At 61.3% G+C, this 18,419-nt stretch carries 16 protein-coding genes; 15 read left to right on the top strand and 1 reads right to left on the bottom strand.

The features are described 5' to 3' along the window. Positions 1-10 precede the first annotated feature (10 nt). The 4 genes from PspS34_RS02860 to PspS34_RS02845 all read left to right on the top strand — a co-directional run bounded on the left by PspS34_RS02860 (position 11) and on the right by PspS34_RS02845 (position 4,298). Positions 11-1,390: a PepSY domain-containing protein gene (locus PspS34_RS02860; RefSeq protein ID WP_154861092.1), complete on the top strand. Its 1,380-nt coding sequence runs from the start codon at positions 11-13 to the stop codon at positions 1,388-1,390. A 156-nt stretch (positions 1,391-1,546) separates the two neighbouring features. Further along, complete coding sequence (locus tag PspS34_RS02855) at positions 1,547-2,335, top strand: ABC transporter ATP-binding protein (RefSeq protein ID WP_154861093.1); 789 nt, start codon at positions 1,547-1,549, stop codon at positions 2,333-2,335. Next, a complete protein-coding gene (locus PspS34_RS02850; RefSeq protein WP_154861094.1) occupies positions 2,332-3,291 on the top strand; it encodes an ABC transporter substrate-binding protein in 960 nt (319 codons plus the stop codon). The genes PspS34_RS02855 and PspS34_RS02850 overlap by 4 nt, the downstream gene beginning before the upstream one ends. Next, complete coding sequence (locus tag PspS34_RS02845; RefSeq protein WP_154861095.1) at positions 3,288-4,298, top strand: iron ABC transporter permease; 1,011 nt, start codon at positions 3,288-3,290, stop codon at positions 4,296-4,298. Before PspS34_RS02850 ends, PspS34_RS02845 begins: the two co-directional genes overlap by 4 nt. A gap of 23 nt (positions 4,299-4,321) precedes the next feature. Here the strand turns inward: PspS34_RS02845 and PspS34_RS02840 are convergent, their stop codons facing one another. Continuing rightward, entirely contained in the window at positions 4,322-7,684 is a 3,363-nt protein-coding gene (locus PspS34_RS02840) for a hypothetical protein (protein WP_154861096.1), read from the bottom strand. Positions 7,685-7,963: 279 nt separating this feature from the next. Here PspS34_RS02840 and urtA point away from each other — a divergent pair, with 279 nt between their 5' ends. From urtA to ureC, 11 genes are all read left to right on the top strand, one after another. Beyond that, on the top strand, positions 7,964-9,229 hold the full coding sequence (gene urtA, locus PspS34_RS02835) for an urea ABC transporter substrate-binding protein (protein ID WP_007996683.1): 1,266 nt from the start codon (positions 7,964-7,966) through the stop codon (positions 9,227-9,229). 161 nt (positions 9,230-9,390) lie between these two features. Beyond that, positions 9,391-10,893, top strand: a complete 1,503-nt coding sequence (gene urtB, locus PspS34_RS02830) for an urea ABC transporter permease subunit UrtB (RefSeq protein WP_150813576.1) — start codon at positions 9,391-9,393, stop codon at positions 10,891-10,893. Beyond that, positions 10,893-11,972 (top strand): urea ABC transporter permease subunit UrtC, encoded by a 1,080-nt coding sequence (gene urtC / locus PspS34_RS02825; RefSeq protein WP_154861097.1) that lies wholly within the window; start codon positions 10,893-10,895, stop codon positions 11,970-11,972. The genes urtB and urtC overlap by 1 nt, the downstream gene beginning before the upstream one ends. Beyond that, positions 11,969-12,838, top strand: a complete 870-nt coding sequence (gene urtD / locus PspS34_RS02820) for an urea ABC transporter ATP-binding protein UrtD (protein WP_154861098.1) — start codon at positions 11,969-11,971, stop codon at positions 12,836-12,838. Before urtC ends, urtD begins: the two co-directional genes overlap by 4 nt. A gap of 134 nt (positions 12,839-12,972) precedes the next feature. Beyond that, a complete protein-coding gene (gene urtE / locus PspS34_RS02815; RefSeq protein ID WP_154861099.1) occupies positions 12,973-13,671 on the top strand; it encodes an urea ABC transporter ATP-binding subunit UrtE in 699 nt (232 codons plus the stop codon). A 161-nt stretch (positions 13,672-13,832) separates the two neighbouring features. Further along, entirely contained in the window at positions 13,833-14,672 is an 840-nt protein-coding gene (locus PspS34_RS02810; protein WP_154861100.1) for an urease accessory protein UreD, read from the top strand. A 157-nt stretch (positions 14,673-14,829) separates the two neighbouring features. Then, positions 14,830-15,132, top strand: a complete 303-nt coding sequence (ureA, locus tag PspS34_RS02805) for an urease subunit gamma (RefSeq protein ID WP_123367600.1) — start codon at positions 14,830-14,832, stop codon at positions 15,130-15,132. 9 nt (positions 15,133-15,141) lie between these two features. After that, positions 15,142-15,675: a GNAT family N-acetyltransferase gene (locus tag PspS34_RS02800; protein ID WP_150813580.1), complete on the top strand. Its 534-nt coding sequence runs from the start codon at positions 15,142-15,144 to the stop codon at positions 15,673-15,675. Positions 15,676-15,681: 6 nt separating this feature from the next. Next, positions 15,682-16,215, top strand: coding sequence for a GNAT family N-acetyltransferase (locus tag PspS34_RS02795; protein ID WP_150813581.1), 534 nt, complete (start codon positions 15,682-15,684; stop codon positions 16,213-16,215). Then, positions 16,215-16,520, top strand: coding sequence for an urease subunit beta (locus PspS34_RS02790; RefSeq protein ID WP_154861102.1), 306 nt, complete (start codon positions 16,215-16,217; stop codon positions 16,518-16,520). Before PspS34_RS02795 ends, PspS34_RS02790 begins: the two co-directional genes overlap by 1 nt. Positions 16,521-16,661: 141 nt before the next feature. Next, positions 16,662-18,362 carry an urease subunit alpha gene (ureC, locus tag PspS34_RS02785; RefSeq protein ID WP_150813583.1) on the top strand — a complete coding sequence of 567 codons (1,701 nt, stop codon included), beginning with the start codon at positions 16,662-16,664 and terminating at the stop codon, positions 18,360-18,362. Positions 18,363-18,419 lie beyond the last annotated feature (57 nt).

Genomic DNA, 18,419 nt, shown 5'->3' with positions numbered 1-18,419 from the left:
AGCACACGTGATGAAACAGCCCAAAGTGAATTTCTACAACCTGGCCTGGCGCTGGCATTTCTATGCCGGATTGTTCGTTGCGCCATTCATGGTGATGCTGGCGTTGACCGGCACCGTCTACCTGTTCAAACCGCAGCTCGACTCGCTGATGTACAGCAGCCTGCTCAACGTCCCGGCCGGTCATCACACCGTCCCGGCCGACGACCTGCTGACACGGGTGAAAACGGCTTACCCACAAGGTCAGGTCACCCAGTACCTGCCGCCGGTCAATGCCGAGCGCAGCGCGCAGTTTGTCGTGCTCAACGATGAAAAGGAGCTGAACGTTTTCGTTGATCCGTACCACGGTGACATCCTCGGTGAACAAGATGCCAAGAAGAACCTGCAAGCCATCGCCCGGTCGATTCACGGCGAGCTGATGATCGGCACCGTTGGCGATCGGCTGATCGAACTGGCCGCCGGATGGGGCGTGGTGCTGGTGGTGTCCGGCATTTTCCTGTGGTGGCCGCGCGGTCAGGCGGCAGGCATTTTGTGGCCACGCCTGAACAGTCGAGGTCGCGTATTGTGGCGCGACCTGCACGCGGTCACCGGGTTCTGGGGCGCGTCCCTGCTGCTGGTGATGCTGCTTAGCGGCATGACCTGGACCGGTTTCTGGGGCAAGCAATACGCCGAAGTGTGGAACGTGTTCCCGGCGGCCATGTGGGATGACGTGCCGAAGTCCGACGTCGAGGCACGCAGCCTCAACACCGCCACCCGCCAGACCGTGCCGTGGGCCATGGAAAACACCCCGATGCCGATGTCCGGCGACCATGCCGAGCACATGGCCCACGACGGCGCAGCGGCCGGTCCGGCATCGCCGACCATCCGCCTGCAGGACGTACAAAACATCGCCAGAGAGCGCAAAGTCGAACCGGGCTACAGCATCACCCTGCCGACCACCGCGACCGGAGTGTTCACCATCGCCGTATTCGCCGACGACCCACGCAATGACGCCACGCTGCACATCGATCAGTACACCGGCAAGGTCCTGGCCGATGTACGCTTCGAGCAGTACGGCACCGTCGCCCGCGCCACGGAAATCGGCGTGATGCTGCACGAGGGCAAGATGTTCGGTGTGTTCAATCAGATCGTCGTGTTGCTGATCTGCCTGATGATTTTGCTCAGCGCGGTCAGCGGCGTGGTGATCTGGTGGAAGCGCCGTCCGCAAGGAAAACTCGGCGTGCCGCCGCTGCGCCATGACCTGCCAAAATGGAAAACCGCGATGGTGATCATGTTCGCCCTGGCAGTGGCCTTCCCGTTGGTGGGTGCTTCTCTGGTGGTGGTGTGGGTGCTCGATCGCGTGCTGCTGTCGCGCTTTACCCGGCAAACTGAGTCGGCTTCATCTTCATCTTGAAACAGGCGAGATGCGCCGGGCGAAAGGCACTGTAAACTCCCCGCGCATCACCTCAGCCCCATCGCGAGCAAGCTCGCTCCCACAGGGATTGCGTAAGACCTGTGGGAGCGGGCTTGCCCGCGATGGGGCCATCAGCATCACCTCAAGAGTCACTGCATGACCTCGCTGAATCTGACAAACCTTGCCTGGTCCCCACTGGGTCACGGCCATTGCCACCACCAATTCCAGCTGCGTGACGCCTCGCTACACGTGGCCGCCGGTGAGTTCGTCGGGCTGATCGGCCCCAACGGCAGTGGCAAGACCAGCCTGTTGCGGTGTGCCTGGCGCTTCAATCAACCGGAAAGCGGCGAGGTCAGACTCGATCACCAGAACGTCTGGAAGCACTCCTCGCGCTGGTGCGCGCAACGCATCGCCGTGGTGTTGCAGGAGTTCCCTGATGCCTTCGGCCTGACTGTCGAGGAAGTGGTCGCCATGGGCCGCACGCCGCACAAAGGCTTGTTCGATGGCGACACCCTTGAAGACCGCGACCTGGTCAATCAGGCCCTGGAATCCGTCGGCCTCAAGGGCTTCGAAGACCACGGGTTCGCCACTCTCTCCGGTGGTGAAAAACAGCGGGTCATCCTCGCCCGCGCCCTGGCCCAGCAACCACAACTGCTGATCCTTGACGAGCCGACCAACCACCTCGACCCGCGTTATCAGCTTGAGCTTTTGAAGTTGGTCAAGCGCTTGAATATCGGCACCCTGGCGAGCATCCACGACCTCAATCTGGCGGCGGCTTTTTGTGATCGACTGTACGTGATCAACCATGGTCGTATCGTCGCCAGCGGCACGCCAAAAGAAGTCCTGACCGCTGCGCTGCTGCGCAATGTATTCGGCGTCCAAGCACTGATCGATGAACATCCACTGCACGGCTACCCACGAATCACCTGGATAACCCAACCATGACTTTGCGTTCCCTGCTGCGTTCCTGCCTCTCTCTCGCGATGCTGCTGGGCAGCACCCAGGCATTGGCCGAAGCCACCCGTTACCCGCTGACAATCAAAAGCTGCAACCGCGAAGTGACCTTCAAGCAGGCACCAAAACATGCGCTCAGCCACGACATCAACATGACCCAGATGATGCTCGCCCTCGGCCTCAAACCACGGATGGCCGGTTACAGTGGCATCAGTGGCTGGAAGGCCGTGACGCCCGAGATGCAGAGCATTCTCGAAGGCCTGCCGGAGCTGGCGGCCAAGTACCCGTCGGTGGAAACCCTGCTCGATGCCAACGTCGATTTCCTCTTCGCCGGTTGGGACTACGGCATGCGCGTCGGTGGCGATCTCACGCCGCAAACCCTGCAGCCGCTGGGCATCAATGTGTATGAACTGACCGAGTCCTGCGCCTTCGTGATGAAGCGCCCTGCCGCGACCCTGGAAGACACTTACAACGACCTGCGCAACCTCGGCAAAATCTTCGATGTGCAGGACCGCGCCAACGCGCTGATCGCCGACATGCAGAATCAGATCGCAGAGATCGGCAAGAACCTGCCGGCAGAAAAGCCGCGGGTTTTTCTCTACGACAGCGGCGAAGACCGCGCCATGACGTCCGGGCGCCTCGGCATGCCGCAAGCGCTGATCGATGCCGCTGGCGGGCACAACATTCTCGATGATGTCGACGCGAGCTGGACCCGGGTCAATTGGGAGACCGTGGTCGAGCGCGATCCGCAGGTGATCGTGATCGTCGACTACAGCGAAATCACCGCAGAGCAGAAGATCCGGTTCCTGCAGAATAACAAGGCGCTGCAATCGGTGGACGCGATCAGGAACCAGCGTTTCATCGTCATCCCTTACGTGCAGGCCACGCCGGGTATCGACAATGTGCTGGCAGCGGCAACCCTCGCCAAAGGTTTCCACGGCGAATGATCAATCGTCGTTTTGCGCTGCTGCTGATCGCCCTGGGCGCCGTGCTGCTGGTGTCGTGCGTAGTGTCGCTGGGCTTCGGCCCGGCCCGGGTGCCGGTGGACGTGGTGTGGCGGATCCTGCTGCACAAGCTGTTCGGCATCGGCGCGCAGGACTGGAGCGCCGGCCAGGATCACATCGTCTGGCTGATCCGCGTCCCGCGCATGTTGCTCGGCGCTCTGGTGGGCGCCGGCCTGGCACTGATCGGCGCGGTGCTGCAAGCAGTGACACGCAACCCGTTGGCGGATCCGCACCTGCTCGGCGCCACCTCCGGCGCCACACTCGGTGCGGTGATTGTGATATTGCATGTCGGCGAAATCGGCGGCCTGCTCACGTTGCCGATCGCCGCGTTCATCGGAGCATTGCTGAGCATGCTGGTGGTGCTGATGATCGCCAGTCGCCACGGGCGCCTGGACAGTGACCGGTTGCTGCTGTGCGGCGTGGCGGTCTCGTTCGTGATGATGGCGATCGCCAATCTGCTTCTGTTCATGGGCGACCATCGCGCCAGTTCCGCCGTGATGTTCTGGATGCTCGGCGGCCTCGGCCTGGCACGCTGGGAGCTGCTCACGCTGCCGGCACTGAGTGTGTTGCTCGGACTGGTCCTGTTGCTCGGCATGGCACGACCGCTGAACGCATTGATGGCCGGAGAACAGACCGCCGTCACCCTGGGCCTGAATGCCCGTGCGGTGCGTCTGCGAGTGTTCGTGATCGCTTCGCTGATGACCGGAGTGCTGGTGTCGATCAGCGGCTCCATCGGCTTTGTCGGGCTGATGGTGCCGCACATTGCGCGTCGACTGGTGGGGGCCGAACATCGTCGGTTGCTGCCGGTTTGTCTGTTGCTCGGCAGCGTATTCCTGATGTGGGTCGATGTCGCTGCCCGCACGCTGATCGCCCCGGAAGACTTGCCTATCGGCGTTGCTACCGCGGCGATTGGCGGGCTGTTCTTTATCGGCCTGATGCGTCGCTGCTGACGTAGTGCACGAACTGTGCGCAGTTACAACTCGTCGCGCTGAAACCTGACCGGTGCCAGTGGCGACTGGAGTCGAACGACCTTCCAGTCTTGACCCAACCGCCCCGTGCGATTCCAGAAATGGGCCGCCTGCAATACCCGCAACTCGCCGGTTTCAGCCAGTTTCGAAATGAAGTCTGCCATCGACAATTTCGTTACCCACCGACCGTCGACGAAATCGATCTGGCGGGTCAGCAGCAACTGCTTTTCTGCCTGTGTATTTTCGGGTACGTACTTGATCAGCGCACCATGGGGCGTCGAGTAGTAGTACGCACTGATGTTGAAGCCTTTAGCCTTCAAGGCATGAGTATGAAGCTGCATCAGCATCGGCGAAGTGAAGCTGCTGTAGACCTGCTCTTCATCGGCTGCCAGAGGAGAGACACCCGACAGGTAGAGCTGATGGCTCGCCATCAGTTTATAGCCAGGCGCAAAGCGGGGGGCTTCATTTCTGCGGCTGGTATCAGGATCCGTGAGCGTGCGGAAGATCCGACCGAGGCCGGCAAGGCTGTCATCCGTTTGCGGCAATGGCTCCAGTCCGCAATAGGAATAGGTATCGGGTTTGGCCACTATGGCGCTCTCGTAGGTGGTCACCTGCGTGTAGGCGCTTCCCGCGCGCCGTTGAATGTAGCTGGCAGCATCGTCGGGATGATGGAATATCGGCCCCATGGGCAGTTCGGGTTTCCAGCTCCAGAGCTCCTGCTCGGACATGCCCGGATGACGCGGTTGCCAGTATCGCGCCACATACCCCTTCGCCCAGCAATCACTGGATACCAGAACCTCCAGTCTCCCGGCCTTGACCATGCGCTGGATGTAATCGCCCAGAGTGAAGGTGCGCAGGCGGATATTACGCAGGTCGGCATGCGCCTGTTCAAGCGAGCCAAAAGCGCTTCGGGCACTCGCCGACTGACTGGCCGCGTCGGGTGGTACCCCTGGTGTGTAGTAGACTTTTTCAAATTGCAACAGTGCACCATCGGCACAAGAAAAATAAATCGGTCTGTAATCATTGCTGATCCTCGCCCTTGCCAATACCTGATGCACTGCCATGGGCGAGAAGAAAAAGCTCCCGAACTCGTCATCACCTGCGTCTTTCTCCTGGCGCGCGGCGCATAGATAAACACTTGAAACGATGTAACCCGATGGCAATTGCCCTTCGGGAAAGACGCGGTCATATGCCAGTGCCGAGTCCTGCACCGCCACCGGCAAAGTGCTGTGATAAGTGCCAAGGCGCTCGTTGTGCAATATGAACCCAAAACCGGGGGCCGCACGTTCGCCCGCCTGCTCATGGGCAAACCGGGCTGCGGCGGACTCTTGAGCAAACATCGGACTGTAACGCGGCTCGCTGCTCGCCTTGGCATACGAATGTGTGCCGGGCTCCACAAGAGCGACATCGAGCCGATCGACCATACGTGGCCCCCCCCAGGCCGGACTGCCGACCACTACCTGCAAATAGCCATTCCTTGCCAGCGAGTCAATCCAGTCGACCGGGCTCAAATCCCCTTCATGGATACGTTTCCTGATCCACTCCGCGTCCAGGTCGTGGGGCAGGTTGCCGAAACCGTTCAGCGCGTTGGCCAGATCGGCATGGAACTGCCTCCAGGTCCCGCAACGGTAACGGATCACCGAACCATCCGGCCCGAACAGGTATTCGTCCAGATACCGCCCGCCTCGCTTGAAAGCGGTGTATACAACCTTGACCGAGAGCATGTTGAGGTACAGTTGCCTCTGCTTTTCTTCCAGGATCACCGGCACAGTCCGGCTCTGGCGCGAACGGTAACGGCCGACGATGGAACAACCGGCAGGAAAAAGCCCCGCGCCGATGCTTACATCCGGGAAGATCCACTCCACAGCGAAATCCTCATGGAGCGCAATCACTGGTTGAGTGGCGACAAACAAGCCGTCCGGACGCTTCAGTACCAGACCGCCATAGACCCTGTCGGTGTCAGCCGGAATTTGGGAGCGCGCGGACAACACCGCATCATTGGCAGTCGCGAAGGCCGCGCTCAACTGGCATCGCTCCAGATTCTGGGCGGGACGCCAGTTGGTGTCGACCACGCCTTCCCTGTCCCACACAGCATTGGTATGCAAGACGCTCAGTGCGCCACTGTTGGCCACCACCTTCACAAAATCGCTGGGGCTAAGTTTTCCGCTGGCCAGGTTGGACTGAACATCATCCAGCCCCATGTTCGGTGTAGCGTTATCGAATAGCTTGCTGTTCGTGCGCATGACGTACTTGAGCAGTGCACCGTCCTGCGTGCCGATATAAGTCGGGATCACGCCGGGCCCTTCAACGACGAGTGGTCGTCGGGAGTCATACACCGCAACGAACAGATCTCTGGGCACGATGAAGTGCCTGGCCAGCCACTCACGATTGGGACGGGTATGGGTGACACGCTGGCGCGAATAAAAACAGGAGTGGCGCTTAAAGGATTCCGGCGCGACCAGTTCCGAGAAGTCGTGGGTCAAGGAAAAAAGACTGCTACGAGAAAACAACTTGTCGCGAACACCATTGACCGCGACAAGCTCCGTCGCGACGTACTCTTCCTTGCCCTGCTGCTTGAGGATAAAGCCGAACCAGGTCTGTTCCTGGTCGGTCTGCCCCCTCATTCGGGAGAAACGGTCCTGCGCGGCTTCATCCGCCGAGGAAAAAATTGCGCTGTAGGCCACCTGTTGCGGCACCGGCCGTTCGCCAAGCGTCGGTAACGGACTCCACTGACCGGTCACCTTGCCCCGGTATCCCCATGGCGCGTTGTCGAGGACGATCCGCAATGTGCCTGCCTGCGCCACCTCCCGGACGAATTCGACCGGCAGGATGCTGCCCTGCTCAAGGCCTTGCGCCAGAGCCCCCGGGTTAGTCGGAGTGCCAAGGCGTTGCAACAGGCTCTGCCAGCCTGCACTGTCTTCCTCGAACCACAACAGACTGTCTTCAGCCCCGGACAAATAGGCCGGGACACCTGACGCGACGATATGGAACAACTCGTGAATGCTAAACATCTGCAAGCTCACGGTCGCGTCCATGCGCGACCACTTCAGGCGCCGTATCTGCGCCGCATCGAGGGTCGACAGCGCCTGATGCGAGTAGAACCAACTGTCTAATTGATGATTGGCCGGATAGACCGGCCGCCCTCGTCCGTCCACCGCAAACAGCTGAGTTTCCAGCAAGTGGTCCCCGGCCTCGACCGGTTCGGTGACGACAAATCTCTGTGCGCCGCGCTTGAAAATCATCGCGACAAACTTGCGGTCACGTCGTTGGCCGATCTGTTCGTGTGCATACCGAGCCGCGTCATCGGCCGAGAGAAATTCGCGGCTCATCTGAGGCACGGCATTGTTCGGGGTTTTGTTCTCATCCATGAAAGTGCTCCAACCTGAAAACAGACTTAAGTGAGCGCTCAGGTTATCCAGCGCAAAAATCCCGGGGTGGTACATATGTATATCGCCAGGCACCACTTGGGCGCACAGCCGTGCCCTGCTCGGCATTGCGCGCCCGAGCATGGTGCGGCGCGCAGGGTTCGTCCGCCGGAGATCGCTCTGAATTGACTGTTTTCACCCTTAGGCACAGCCCTTGCTAAAGACCCTTCAGTCGTCCGCATCTGCCAACCATAAAAACTCAATGTTCATGGAGATCGCACAATGAAGCGTCGCAGTTTGATCAAGGCTTTCACACTCTCGGCATCCATTGCCGCGATGGGCATGACCTGGACTGTCCAGGCCGCCGAGACCATCAAGGTCGGTATTCTGCATTCGTTGTCCGGGACCATGGCGATTTCCGAAACGTCGCTGAAAGACATGGCCTTGATGACCATCGACGAGATCAACGCCAAGGGCGGCGTGAACGGCAAGATGCTTGAGCCTGTGGTGGTCGACCCGGCGTCTAACTGGCCACTGTTCGCCGAGAAGGGGCGTCAGTTGCTGACCCAGGACAAGGTCGCCGTGGTGTTCGGTTGCTGGACCTCGGTGTCGCGCAAATCGGTGCTGCCGGTGTTCGAAGAACTCAACGGCCTGTTGTTCTACCCGGTGCAATACGAGGGCGAAGAGATGTCGCCGAACGTGTTCTACACCGGCGCCGCGCCGAACCAGCAAGCGATCCCCGCCGTTGAATACCTGATGAGCGAAGAAGGCGGCAGCGCCAAACGCTACTTCCTGCTCGGCACCGATTACGTCTACCCGCGCACCACCAACAAGATCCTGCGTTCGTTCCTGCATTCCAAAGGTGTGGCCGACAAGGACATCGAAGAGGTCTACACCCCGTTCGGTCACAGCGACTACCAGACCATCGTCGCCAACATCAAAAAGTTCTCGGCGGGTGGCAAGACAGCCGTTATCTCCACCGTCAACGGCGATTCCAACGTGCCGTTCTACAAAGAGCTGGCGAACCAGGGCCTGAAAGCCACCGACGTTCCGGTCGTGGCGTTCTCGGTCGGCGAAGAAGAATTGCGCGGCATCGACACCAAGCCACTGGTGGGCAACCTCGCGGCGTGGAACTACTTCGAATCGGTCGAGAATCCGGTGAACAAGAAGTTCGTCGATGACTGGAAGGCCTACGCGAAGAAACACAACCTGCCAGGCGCCGACAAGGCCGTGACCAACGACCCGATGGAAGCCACTTATGTCGGCATCCACATGTGGGCGCAAGCGGCGGAAAAAGCCAAGTCTACCGACGTCGACAAAGTCCGCGAAGCCCTGGCCGGCCAGACCTTTGCCGCGCCGTCCGGCTACACGCTCACCATGGACAAGACCAATCACCACCTGCACAAGCCGGTGATGATCGGCGAGATCCAGTCTGACGGTCAGTTCAACGTGGTGTGGCAGACCGAAGGACCGATCCGCGCCCAGCCGTGGAGCCCGTTCATCCCGGGTAACGACAAGAAGCCGGAGTATGCGGTGAAGAGCAACTGAGCCACTGGGTGTCGGTTCCAGGCACGGTGCCTGAGGCCGACACAATTCCCTGTGGGAGGGACCTTGCTCGCGATGAGGGCGGCACATTCAGCATCACTGTGACTGAACCACCGCTATCGCGAGCAAGCTCGCTCCCACATTGATCGCGTAAGGCCAATGACATGCCCACTGCCCTCTACCGCTACATCCTTGCCCTCGCGCTGCTACTGCCGATGGCCACCCATGCCGGCGACGCCGAAGACTTCGTCGCCGCCAATCCCGTGCAGCAAGCCAGGCTGCTGGAAGCCTGGGCCGCGCAGCCAGATCCGGCCCGCATCGAATTGATCAACGCCCTGCAACAAGGCGAGTTGACCATCGACGGGCAGCCGAAAACCCTGCGCCTGAACAACCGCCTGCGGGGTCTCATCGATACGGCCCTGGCCAGTCATCAGCTGCTCGCGGCCGACGCCAAAATTCGTCTGGCCGCCGCACAGCAATTGCAGAAAAGCGCCAAACCCGCGCAGCTGAAATTCCTCGACCAGCAACTGGCTGGTGAAAAAGATGAAGGCGCCCACGCAGCCCTCAGCCTGGCCCTGGCCAATCTGCAACTGGTCGACGCCGATCCGGCCGTGCGTCTCGCCGCCGTGCGTCTGCTCGGCGAAACCGGTGATCCACTGGCCCGTACCCGACTCGAAGGCCTGCTCGATCCCGGGGTCGAAACTGACGCCAACGTACGCACCGCCGCCGAGACCAGCCTCGCCCAGGTCAAACGCAAGCTGCTGGTAGGCGAGATGCTCGGCCAGGCATTCAGCGGTATGTCGCTGGGCTCGATACTGCTGCTCGCCGCACTCGGTCTGGCGATCACCTTCGGCCTGCTCGGCGTGATCAACATGGCCCACGGCGAGATGCTGATGCTCGGTGCCTACTCGACCTACGTGGTGCAACTGATGTTCCAGCGCTTCGCCCCGCAGGCCATCGAGTTCTATCCGCTGATCGCGCTACCCGTGGCGTTTTTCGTCACCGCGGCCATCGGCATGGCGCTGGAGCGCACGGTGATTCGCCACCTCTACGGCCGTCCGCTGGAAACCCTGCTCGCCACCTGGGGCATCAGCCTCATGCTGATCCAGCTGGTACGCCTGGTGTTCGGCGCGCAGAACGTCGAAGTCGCCAACCCCGCGTGGCTGTCGGGCGGGATTCAGGTGCTGCCCAATCTCGTGCTGCCGTACAACCGCATCGTCATCATTGCCTTTGCGCTGTTCGTGGTGGTGCTCACGTGGCTGCTGCTGAACAAGACACGCCTGGGTCTCAACGTGCGCGCAGTCACCCAGAACCGCAACATGGCCGCCTGTTGCGGCGTGCCCACCGGGCGCGTGGACATGCTCGCCTTCGGCCTCGGCTCGGGCATCGCCGGTCTCGGCGGCGTAGCTCTGAGCCAGATCGGCAACGTCGGCCCGGACCTCGGCCAGAGCTACATCATCGACTCGTTCCTGGTGGTGGTGCTCGGTGGTGTCGGCCAGTTGGCCGGTAGCGTGCTGGCCGCATTCGGCTTAGGGGTTGCCAACAAGATTCTCGAACCGCAGATCGGTGCCGTGCTCGGCAAGATCCTCATCCTCGCGCTGATCATTCTGTTCATCCAGAAACGTCCGCAAGGCCTCTTCGCACTCAAAGGACGGGTGATCGACTGATGAACCAGCCCCTGATGCTCAAGGCCACACAAAAGGCCGGCCCGAAAATCACGATTGCCGTCGGCGCGGTGATCCTCGCTCTGCTGCTGGCGTTACCGCTGTTGTCGCTGTTATCGCCGGACAACACGCTGCACGTTTCCGCTTACACGCTGACGCTGGTGGGCAAAATTCTTTGCTACGCCATCGTCGCACTGGCGCTCGATCTGGTGTGGGGTTACGCCGGCCTGCTGTCCCTCGGCCACGGCCTGTTCTTCGCCCTCGGCGGCTATGCCATGGGCATGTACCTGATGCGCCAGGCCTCGGGCGATGGTTTGCCGGCGTTCATGACGTTCCTGTCGTGGACCGAAATGCCGTGGTTCTGGACCGGTACCAGCAGCTTCCTCTGGACCCTGTGCCTGGTGGTTTTGGCGCCGGGGTTGCTGGCCTTGGTGTTCGGCTTCTTTGCCTTCCGTTCGCGGATCAAGGGCGTGTACTTCTCGATCATGACCCAGGCCCTGACCTTCGCCGGCATGTTGTTGTTCTTTCGCAATGAAACCGGCTTCGGCGGCAACAACGGCTTCACCAACTTCCGCACGATTCTCGGCTTCGGCATCACCGAGCCAGGCACCCGCGCGGTGCTGTTTTTCGCCACGGTGCTGTTGCTGGCGGCGAGCCTGTACATCGGCTGGCGCCTGGCGCAGAGCAAATTCGGACGAGTACTGACTGCGCTGCGCGATGCAGAGAACCGCCTGATGTTCTGTGGCTACGACCCGCGCGGGTTCAAGTTGTTTGTCTGGGTATTGAGCGCGGTGTTGTGTGGCCTGGCCGGTGCGCTGTACGTGCCGCAAGTGGGGATCATCAACCCGAGTGAGATGTCGCCGACCAACTCCATCGAAGCCGCGGTGTGGGTGGCGCTGGGCGGGCGCGGCACGTTGATCGGTCCGTTGCTCGGAGCCGGTGTGGTCAACGGCATGAAAAGCTGGTTCACCGTAGCGTTCCCCGAGTACTGGCTGTTCTTCCTCGGCGCACTGTTCATCGTCGTGACCCTGTACCTGCCCAAGGGTGTGATCGGTCTGCTGAAAAAAAGAGGTGAATCATGAGAGTCACTGCGACAGCTGAATTCATGCTCGAACCAGCGTTTTTTCCTGTGGAGCCCAACAAGGACGCCGGCAGCAGCCGCGATGCCATCGGTCTCGGCCAACGCGCCGGCAAAGGCCTGAACACCCGCCACGGCACCATCCTGACCCTTGAAGACATCAGCGTCAGCTTCGACGGCTTCCGCGCGCTGAACAATCTGAACCTGTACATCGGCGTCGGCGAACTGCGCTGCATCATCGGCCCCAACGGCGCGGGCAAGACCACCCTGATGGACGTGATCACCGGCAAGACCCGCCCCAGTCACGGCAAGGCCTGGTTCGGCGAAACCCTGGACCTGACGCAAATGAGCGAAGTGCAGATCGCCCAGGCCGGTATCGGCCGCAAGTTCCAGAAGCCCACGGTGTTCGAAGCCTTGAGCGTGTTTGAAAACCTTGAGCTGGCGCAGAAAACCGACAAATCCGTTTGGGCCAGCCTGCGGGCGCGCTTGAGCGGCGAGCAGAAAGACCGCATCGCCCAAGTACTGGATACCATTCGCCTGACCTCGTCGGTCAATCGCCCGGCCGGCCTGTTGTCCCACGGCCAGAAACAATTCCTGGAGATCGGCATGCTGCTGATGCAGGACCCGCAATTGCTGCTGCTCGACGAACCGGTCGCGGGCATGACCGACGCCGAAACCGAATTCACCGCCGAGCTGTTCAAGAGCCTGGCCGGCAAGCACTCGCTGATGGTGGTGGAACACGACATGGGCTTCGTCGGCTCGATTGCCGACCACGTCACGGTGTTGCATCAGGGCAGCGTGCTGGCCGAAGGGTCGCTGGAGCAGGTGCAGGACAACGAGCGGGTGATCGAGGTGTATCTCGGTCGCTAAACCTGCAAACACCTATCCAACTGTGGGAGCGAGCTTGCTCGCGATAGCGGTGTATCAGTCAACAACAATATTGAGTGTGCCGATGCCATCGCGAGCAAGCTCGCTCCCACAGGGGATCTGAGGAGAGTCTGGAAATGCTGCAAGTCGAAAAGCTGCACCAGTACTACGGCGGGAGCCACATCCTGCGCGGCCTGACGTTTGACGTGAAGGTCGGTGAAGTCACCTGCCTGCTCGGGCGCAACGGTGTGGGCAAGACCACGCTGCTCAAATGCCTGATGGGCCTGCTGCCGGCCAAAGAAGGCGCGGTCAATTGGGAAGGCAAGCCAATCACCACGTTCAAGCCGCACCAGCGAGTGCATGCCGGTATCGCCTACGTGCCACAGGGCCGGGAGATCTTCGGCCGCCTCACCGTGGAAGAGAACCTGCTGATGGGCCTGTCGCGCTTCCCCGGCAGCGAAGCGAAGGAAGTGCCGGCGTTCATCTACGAGCTGTTCCCGGTGCTGCTGCAAATGAAGCAGCGCCGGGGCGGCGACTTGTCCGGTGGCCAGCAACAGCAACTGGCGATCGGTCGTGCACTGGTCAGCCGCCCTCGCCTGCTGATCCTCGATGAGCCCACCGAAGGCATCCAACCGTCGGTGATCAAGGAGATCGGCGCGGTGATCAAGAAACTCGCAGCCCGTGGCGACATGGCCATTCTGCTGGTTGAGCAGTTCTACGACTTCGCCGCCGAGCTGGCCGATCAATACCTGGTGATGTCCCGGGGCGAAATCGTGCAACAGGGTCGCGGCGAGAATATGGAAGCTGAAGGGGTGCGCGGGCTGGTCACGATCTGAGCTTCTGTCCACAGCGGGCTCGAAGCACCATTTTGTCGCACCATCTTCCACGCCGCGCCCCCAACTGGTGCGCGGCGACGTTCAACGGCGCTCTCCTTCCAGTGATGCCCTGCGGCACAGCCTTTGCAACCCTCCTGAGGACCTCTCGATAAGCACTGACCATGACTCTTCCTGCATCCGGCGTTTTGTTTACCCCCAGTTGGCATGCCGAACTGGAACTGGGCTACGCCCGGTTCGACAACACCACCCGCCCGGTCCAGCGCCGTCACAAAGGTCCGTTGCGGGTGCAAAAGCACCTTTACGCCGAAGGGCCTGAAGTCTGCCAGCACATCATCGTCCACCCGCCCGGTGGGATTGCCGGCGGTGATCGACTGGACATTTCGGCCAGCGTCGAGCGTGATGCCTGGGCACAAATCACCAGCCCCGGCGCGGCAAAGTGGTATCGCGCCGCCGGCCCCGCCTATCAGCAGCTGAAGTTGAAGGTGGCGGCCGGTGCGACACTGGAATGGTTGCCCCAGGAGACGATCATTTTCAGTGCGGCGCAGGCTGAACTCAGCACCGGGATTGACCTTGAGGGAGATGCCCGTTTGTTCTACTGGGACGTCGTGGCCCTGGGCCGTCCGGCCAGTGGCGAACGCTTCGACCTTGGGCACTTCCAGGCGCAACTGGATATCCGCCGCGACGGCCAGTTGCTCTGGCACGAACGCCAGCGCATTGTCGGGGCTGACGGTTTGCTGGACTCGCCGATTGGGCTGGATGGGCATTCGGTGTTTGCGACATTGCTGGTGACGGGTGAAATTGATAGCGAACTGCTGGAGCGCTGCCGCTCGCTGAGCCATGACGTGCGCGGGGATCTGACGCAGTTGCCGGGGTTGCTGGTTGCCCGATGCCTGGCCAGTGAGGCGCTGTTGGCGCGAGGCTGGCTTATCGACTTATGGCGATTGTTGAGACCGGCGTTATTGGGGCGCGAGGCCGCGCCACCACGAATTTGGAACACGTGAAATACGATTCAATGTGGGAGCGGGCTTGCTCGCGAAAGCGGTGTGTCAGGCGACATACGTGTTGAATGAAGGTCCGCGTTCGCGAGCAAGCCCGCTCCCACAGGGGTCTGTGCAAGCAGATCCCACTCTTTTTAATCTGCCCGGATGGATGTCTACGATGGACCTGACCCCACGCGAAAAAGACAAGCTGCTGATCTTCACCGCCGGCCTGGTGGCCGAGCGACGTTTGGCTCGCGGCGTGAAACTCAATTATCCGGAGGCCATGGCCTACATTTGCGCCGCGCTGCTTGAAGGCGCCCGCGACGGCCAGACCGTGGCCGAGCTGATGCACTTCGGCACCACTTTGCTGAGCCGCGAACAAGTGATGGAAGGCATCCCGGAAATGATCCCGGAAATCCAGGTCGAGGCCACGTTCCCCGACGGCACCAAACTGGTCACCGTCCACCAACCCATCGCCTGAGGCCGCGCCATGACCTACCACATCCGCGATGCCGTGCATGCCGACCTGCCAGCCATCCGTGACATTTACAACGACGCGGTACTCAACACCACGGCGATCTGGAACGAGCAGGCGGTCGACCTCGGCAACCGCCAGGCCTGGTTCAGCGCCCGGCAATCCCAGGCTTATCCGATTCTGGTGATTGTCGATGCCGACGACACAGTGCTCGGATACGCCTCGTTCGGCGACTGGCGACCTTTCGACGGTTTCCGTCACACCGTCGAGCACTCGGTCTACGTGCGCAGCGACCAACGCGGCAACGGCCTCGGTCCGCAACTGATGGAAGCACTGATCGAGCGCGCCAAAGGCTGCGGCAAGCACGTGATGGTCGCCGCCATCGAAAGCGGTAACGCCGCCTCCATTCGCTTGCATGAGCGCATCGGTTTTATCACCACCGGGCAAATGCCGCAGGTCGGCACCAAGTTCGGTCGCTGGCTGGACCTGACTTTCATGCAATTGACCCTCGACCCCGGCGCGCAGCCGCCCAGCATCAACCAGGAGTAATGCCCGATGAACGCCGCCCAACTGCGACGCGTCAACGTCGAAAGCTTTGCGCATTATCGCCAGGGCCTGATCGACCTGCTGCTCGATGCCGTCGGCTATGGCGCCAGTGTCGGCTTCATGGCTGACCTTGATGCGGCCCAGGCCCACGCCTGGTTCGATGAAGTCCAGGACAACCTGAACAAAGGCAGTGTGCTGCTGTGGGTGGTGGTCAAGGACGAGCAGGTACAGGCCAGCGTGCAACTGAGTCTGTGCCAGAAAGCCAACGGCCTGAACCGCGCCGAAGTGCAGAAGCTGCTGGTGCGCGAGCATGCGCGGCGTCGCGGTCTGGGCCAGCAACTGATGAGCGCTCTGGAAGCGGCTGCCCTGCAGCAAAAACGCGGCATGCTTTACCTCGACACCGAAGCCGGTTCGCCCGCCGAGGACTTCTACCAATCGCTGGGCTATACCCGCGCCGGTGAAATCCCCGACTACGCCTGCGACCCAAGCGGCCGCTACAAGCCGACCGCTCTCTATTACAAGATTCTCCAAGGAGCCCATTGATGATTCCCGGTGAATACCAGATCCAGCCCGGCGAGATTGAGCTCAACGCCGACCGGCGCACGATCAGCCTGAAAGTGGCCAACAGTGGTGATCGGCCGATCCAGGTGGGCTCGCATTACCACTTTTTCGAAACCAATGACGCCCTGAACTTCGACCGCGCCGCCAGCCGCGGCATGCGCCTGAACATCCCCGCCGGCACCGCCGTGCGTTTCGAGCCGGGGCAGAGTCGCCAGGTCGAACTGGTCGATCTGGCGGGGCATCGTCGGGTGTTTGGGTTTGCCGGGCACATCATGGGTGACCTCTAAGTAATGCGATGTCCCCACTGACGCCTTCGCGAGCAAGCCCGCTCCCACAGGGGAACGCGATCGAATGTGGGAGCGGGCTTGCTCGCGAATCTGTGAGCGAAGCGAACAGTCTCAAACTAAATTGAATTCCAGGGCGAACGAATGAAGATTTCCCGTCAAGCCTACGCCGATATGTTCGGTCCCACCGTCGGCGACAAGGTGCGTCTGGCCGACACCGAGCTGTGGATCGAAGTGGAACAGGACTTCACCACTTACGGCGAAGAAGTGAAATTTGGCGGCGGCAAAGTCATCCGCGACGGCCAGGGCCAAAGCCAGCTGCTCGCCGCCGAAGTGGTCGACACGGTGATTACCAACGCACTGATCATCGATCACTGGGGCATCGTCAAAGCTGACGTCGGCCTCAAGGACGGACGGGTCGCCGGCATCGGCAAGGCGGGCAATCCGGACGTGCAACCGAACGTGACCATCGCCATTGGCGCCAGCACCGAAGTCATCGCTGGCGAAGGCATGATCCTCACCGCCGGCGGCATCGACACCCACATCCACTTCATCTGCCCGCAGCAGATCGAAGAGGCATTGATGAGCGGCGTCACCACCATGATCGGTGGCGGCACCGGACCGGCCACCGGCACCAATGCGACCACATGCACCTCCGGGCCGTGGCACCTGGCGCGCATGCTCCAGGCCGCCGATGCCTTCCCGATGAACATCGGCCTCACCGGCAAAGGCAACGCCAGCCTGCCCGAGCCGTTAATCGAACAGGTCAAGGCCGGTGCCATCGGCCTCAAGTTGCATGAGGACTGGGGCACCACGCCGGCGAGTATCGACAACTGCCTGAGCGTGGCCGACCGGTTCGACGTACAGGTGGCGATCCACACCGACACCCTCAACGAGTCCGGTTTCGTCGAAGCCACCCTCGCCGCCTTCAAGGGCCGCACCATACACACCTATCACACCGAAGGTGCCGGTGGCGGTCACGCGCCGGACATCATCAAGGCCTGCGGCTTTGCCAATGTGCTACCCAGCTCCACCAACCCGACACGGCCGTTCACCCGCAACACCATTGATGAACACCTGGACATGCTGATGGTTTGCCACCACCTCGACCCAAGCATTGCCGAAGACGTGGCCTTCGCCGAAAGCCGCATTCGCCGCGAGACGATTGCCGCCGAAGACATCCTCCACGACCTCGGCGCGTTCTCGATGATCAGCTCCGACAGCCAGGCCATGGGGCGGGTCGGCGAAGTCATCACCCGCACCTGGCAGACTGCCGACAAGATGAAAAAACAACGCGGGCCGCTACCCGGCGATGGTGCAGGCAACGACAACTTCCGCGCCAAACGCTATATCGCCAAGTACACCATCAACCCGGCGATCACCCACGGCATCAGCCATGAAGTGGGCTCGGTCGAAGTGGGTAAATGGGCAGACCTGGTGCTCTGGCGCCCGGCGTTTTTTGGCGTGAAACCGACGCTGATTCTCAAGGGTGGTGCCATCGCGGCCAGCCTGATGGGCGACGCCAATGCCTCGATCCCGACGCCACAACCGGTGCACTACCGCCCGATGTTCGCCAGCTACGGAGGTTCGCTGCACGCCACCAGCCTGACCTTCATCAGCCAGGCGGCGCAGGATGCAGGCTTGCCCGAAGCCCTGGGTTTGAAAAAGAAAATCGCGGTGGTCAAAGGCTGTCGCGACGTGCAGAAAACCGACCTGATCCACAACGACTACCTGCCGAACATCGACGTCGATTCGCAGACCTATCAGGTCAAGGCCGACGGTGTGTTGCTATGGTGTGAGCCAGCGCAAACCTTGCCGATGGCCCAGCGTTATTTCCTGTTCTGAGCCGTTTGTTGCACCACACACAAAGGCCTCGCACCCAGGGTGTCGAGGCCTTTGTTT

Origin of the sequence: Pseudomonas sp. S34 (assembly GCF_009866745.1) — a bacterium.
In the GTDB taxonomy this organism is placed as follows: Bacteria; Pseudomonadota; Gammaproteobacteria; order Pseudomonadales; family Pseudomonadaceae; genus Aquipseudomonas; species Aquipseudomonas jessenii.
Note: the sequence above shows the minus strand (reverse complement) of the source record. Positions and strands in the feature narration are given on the sequence as shown.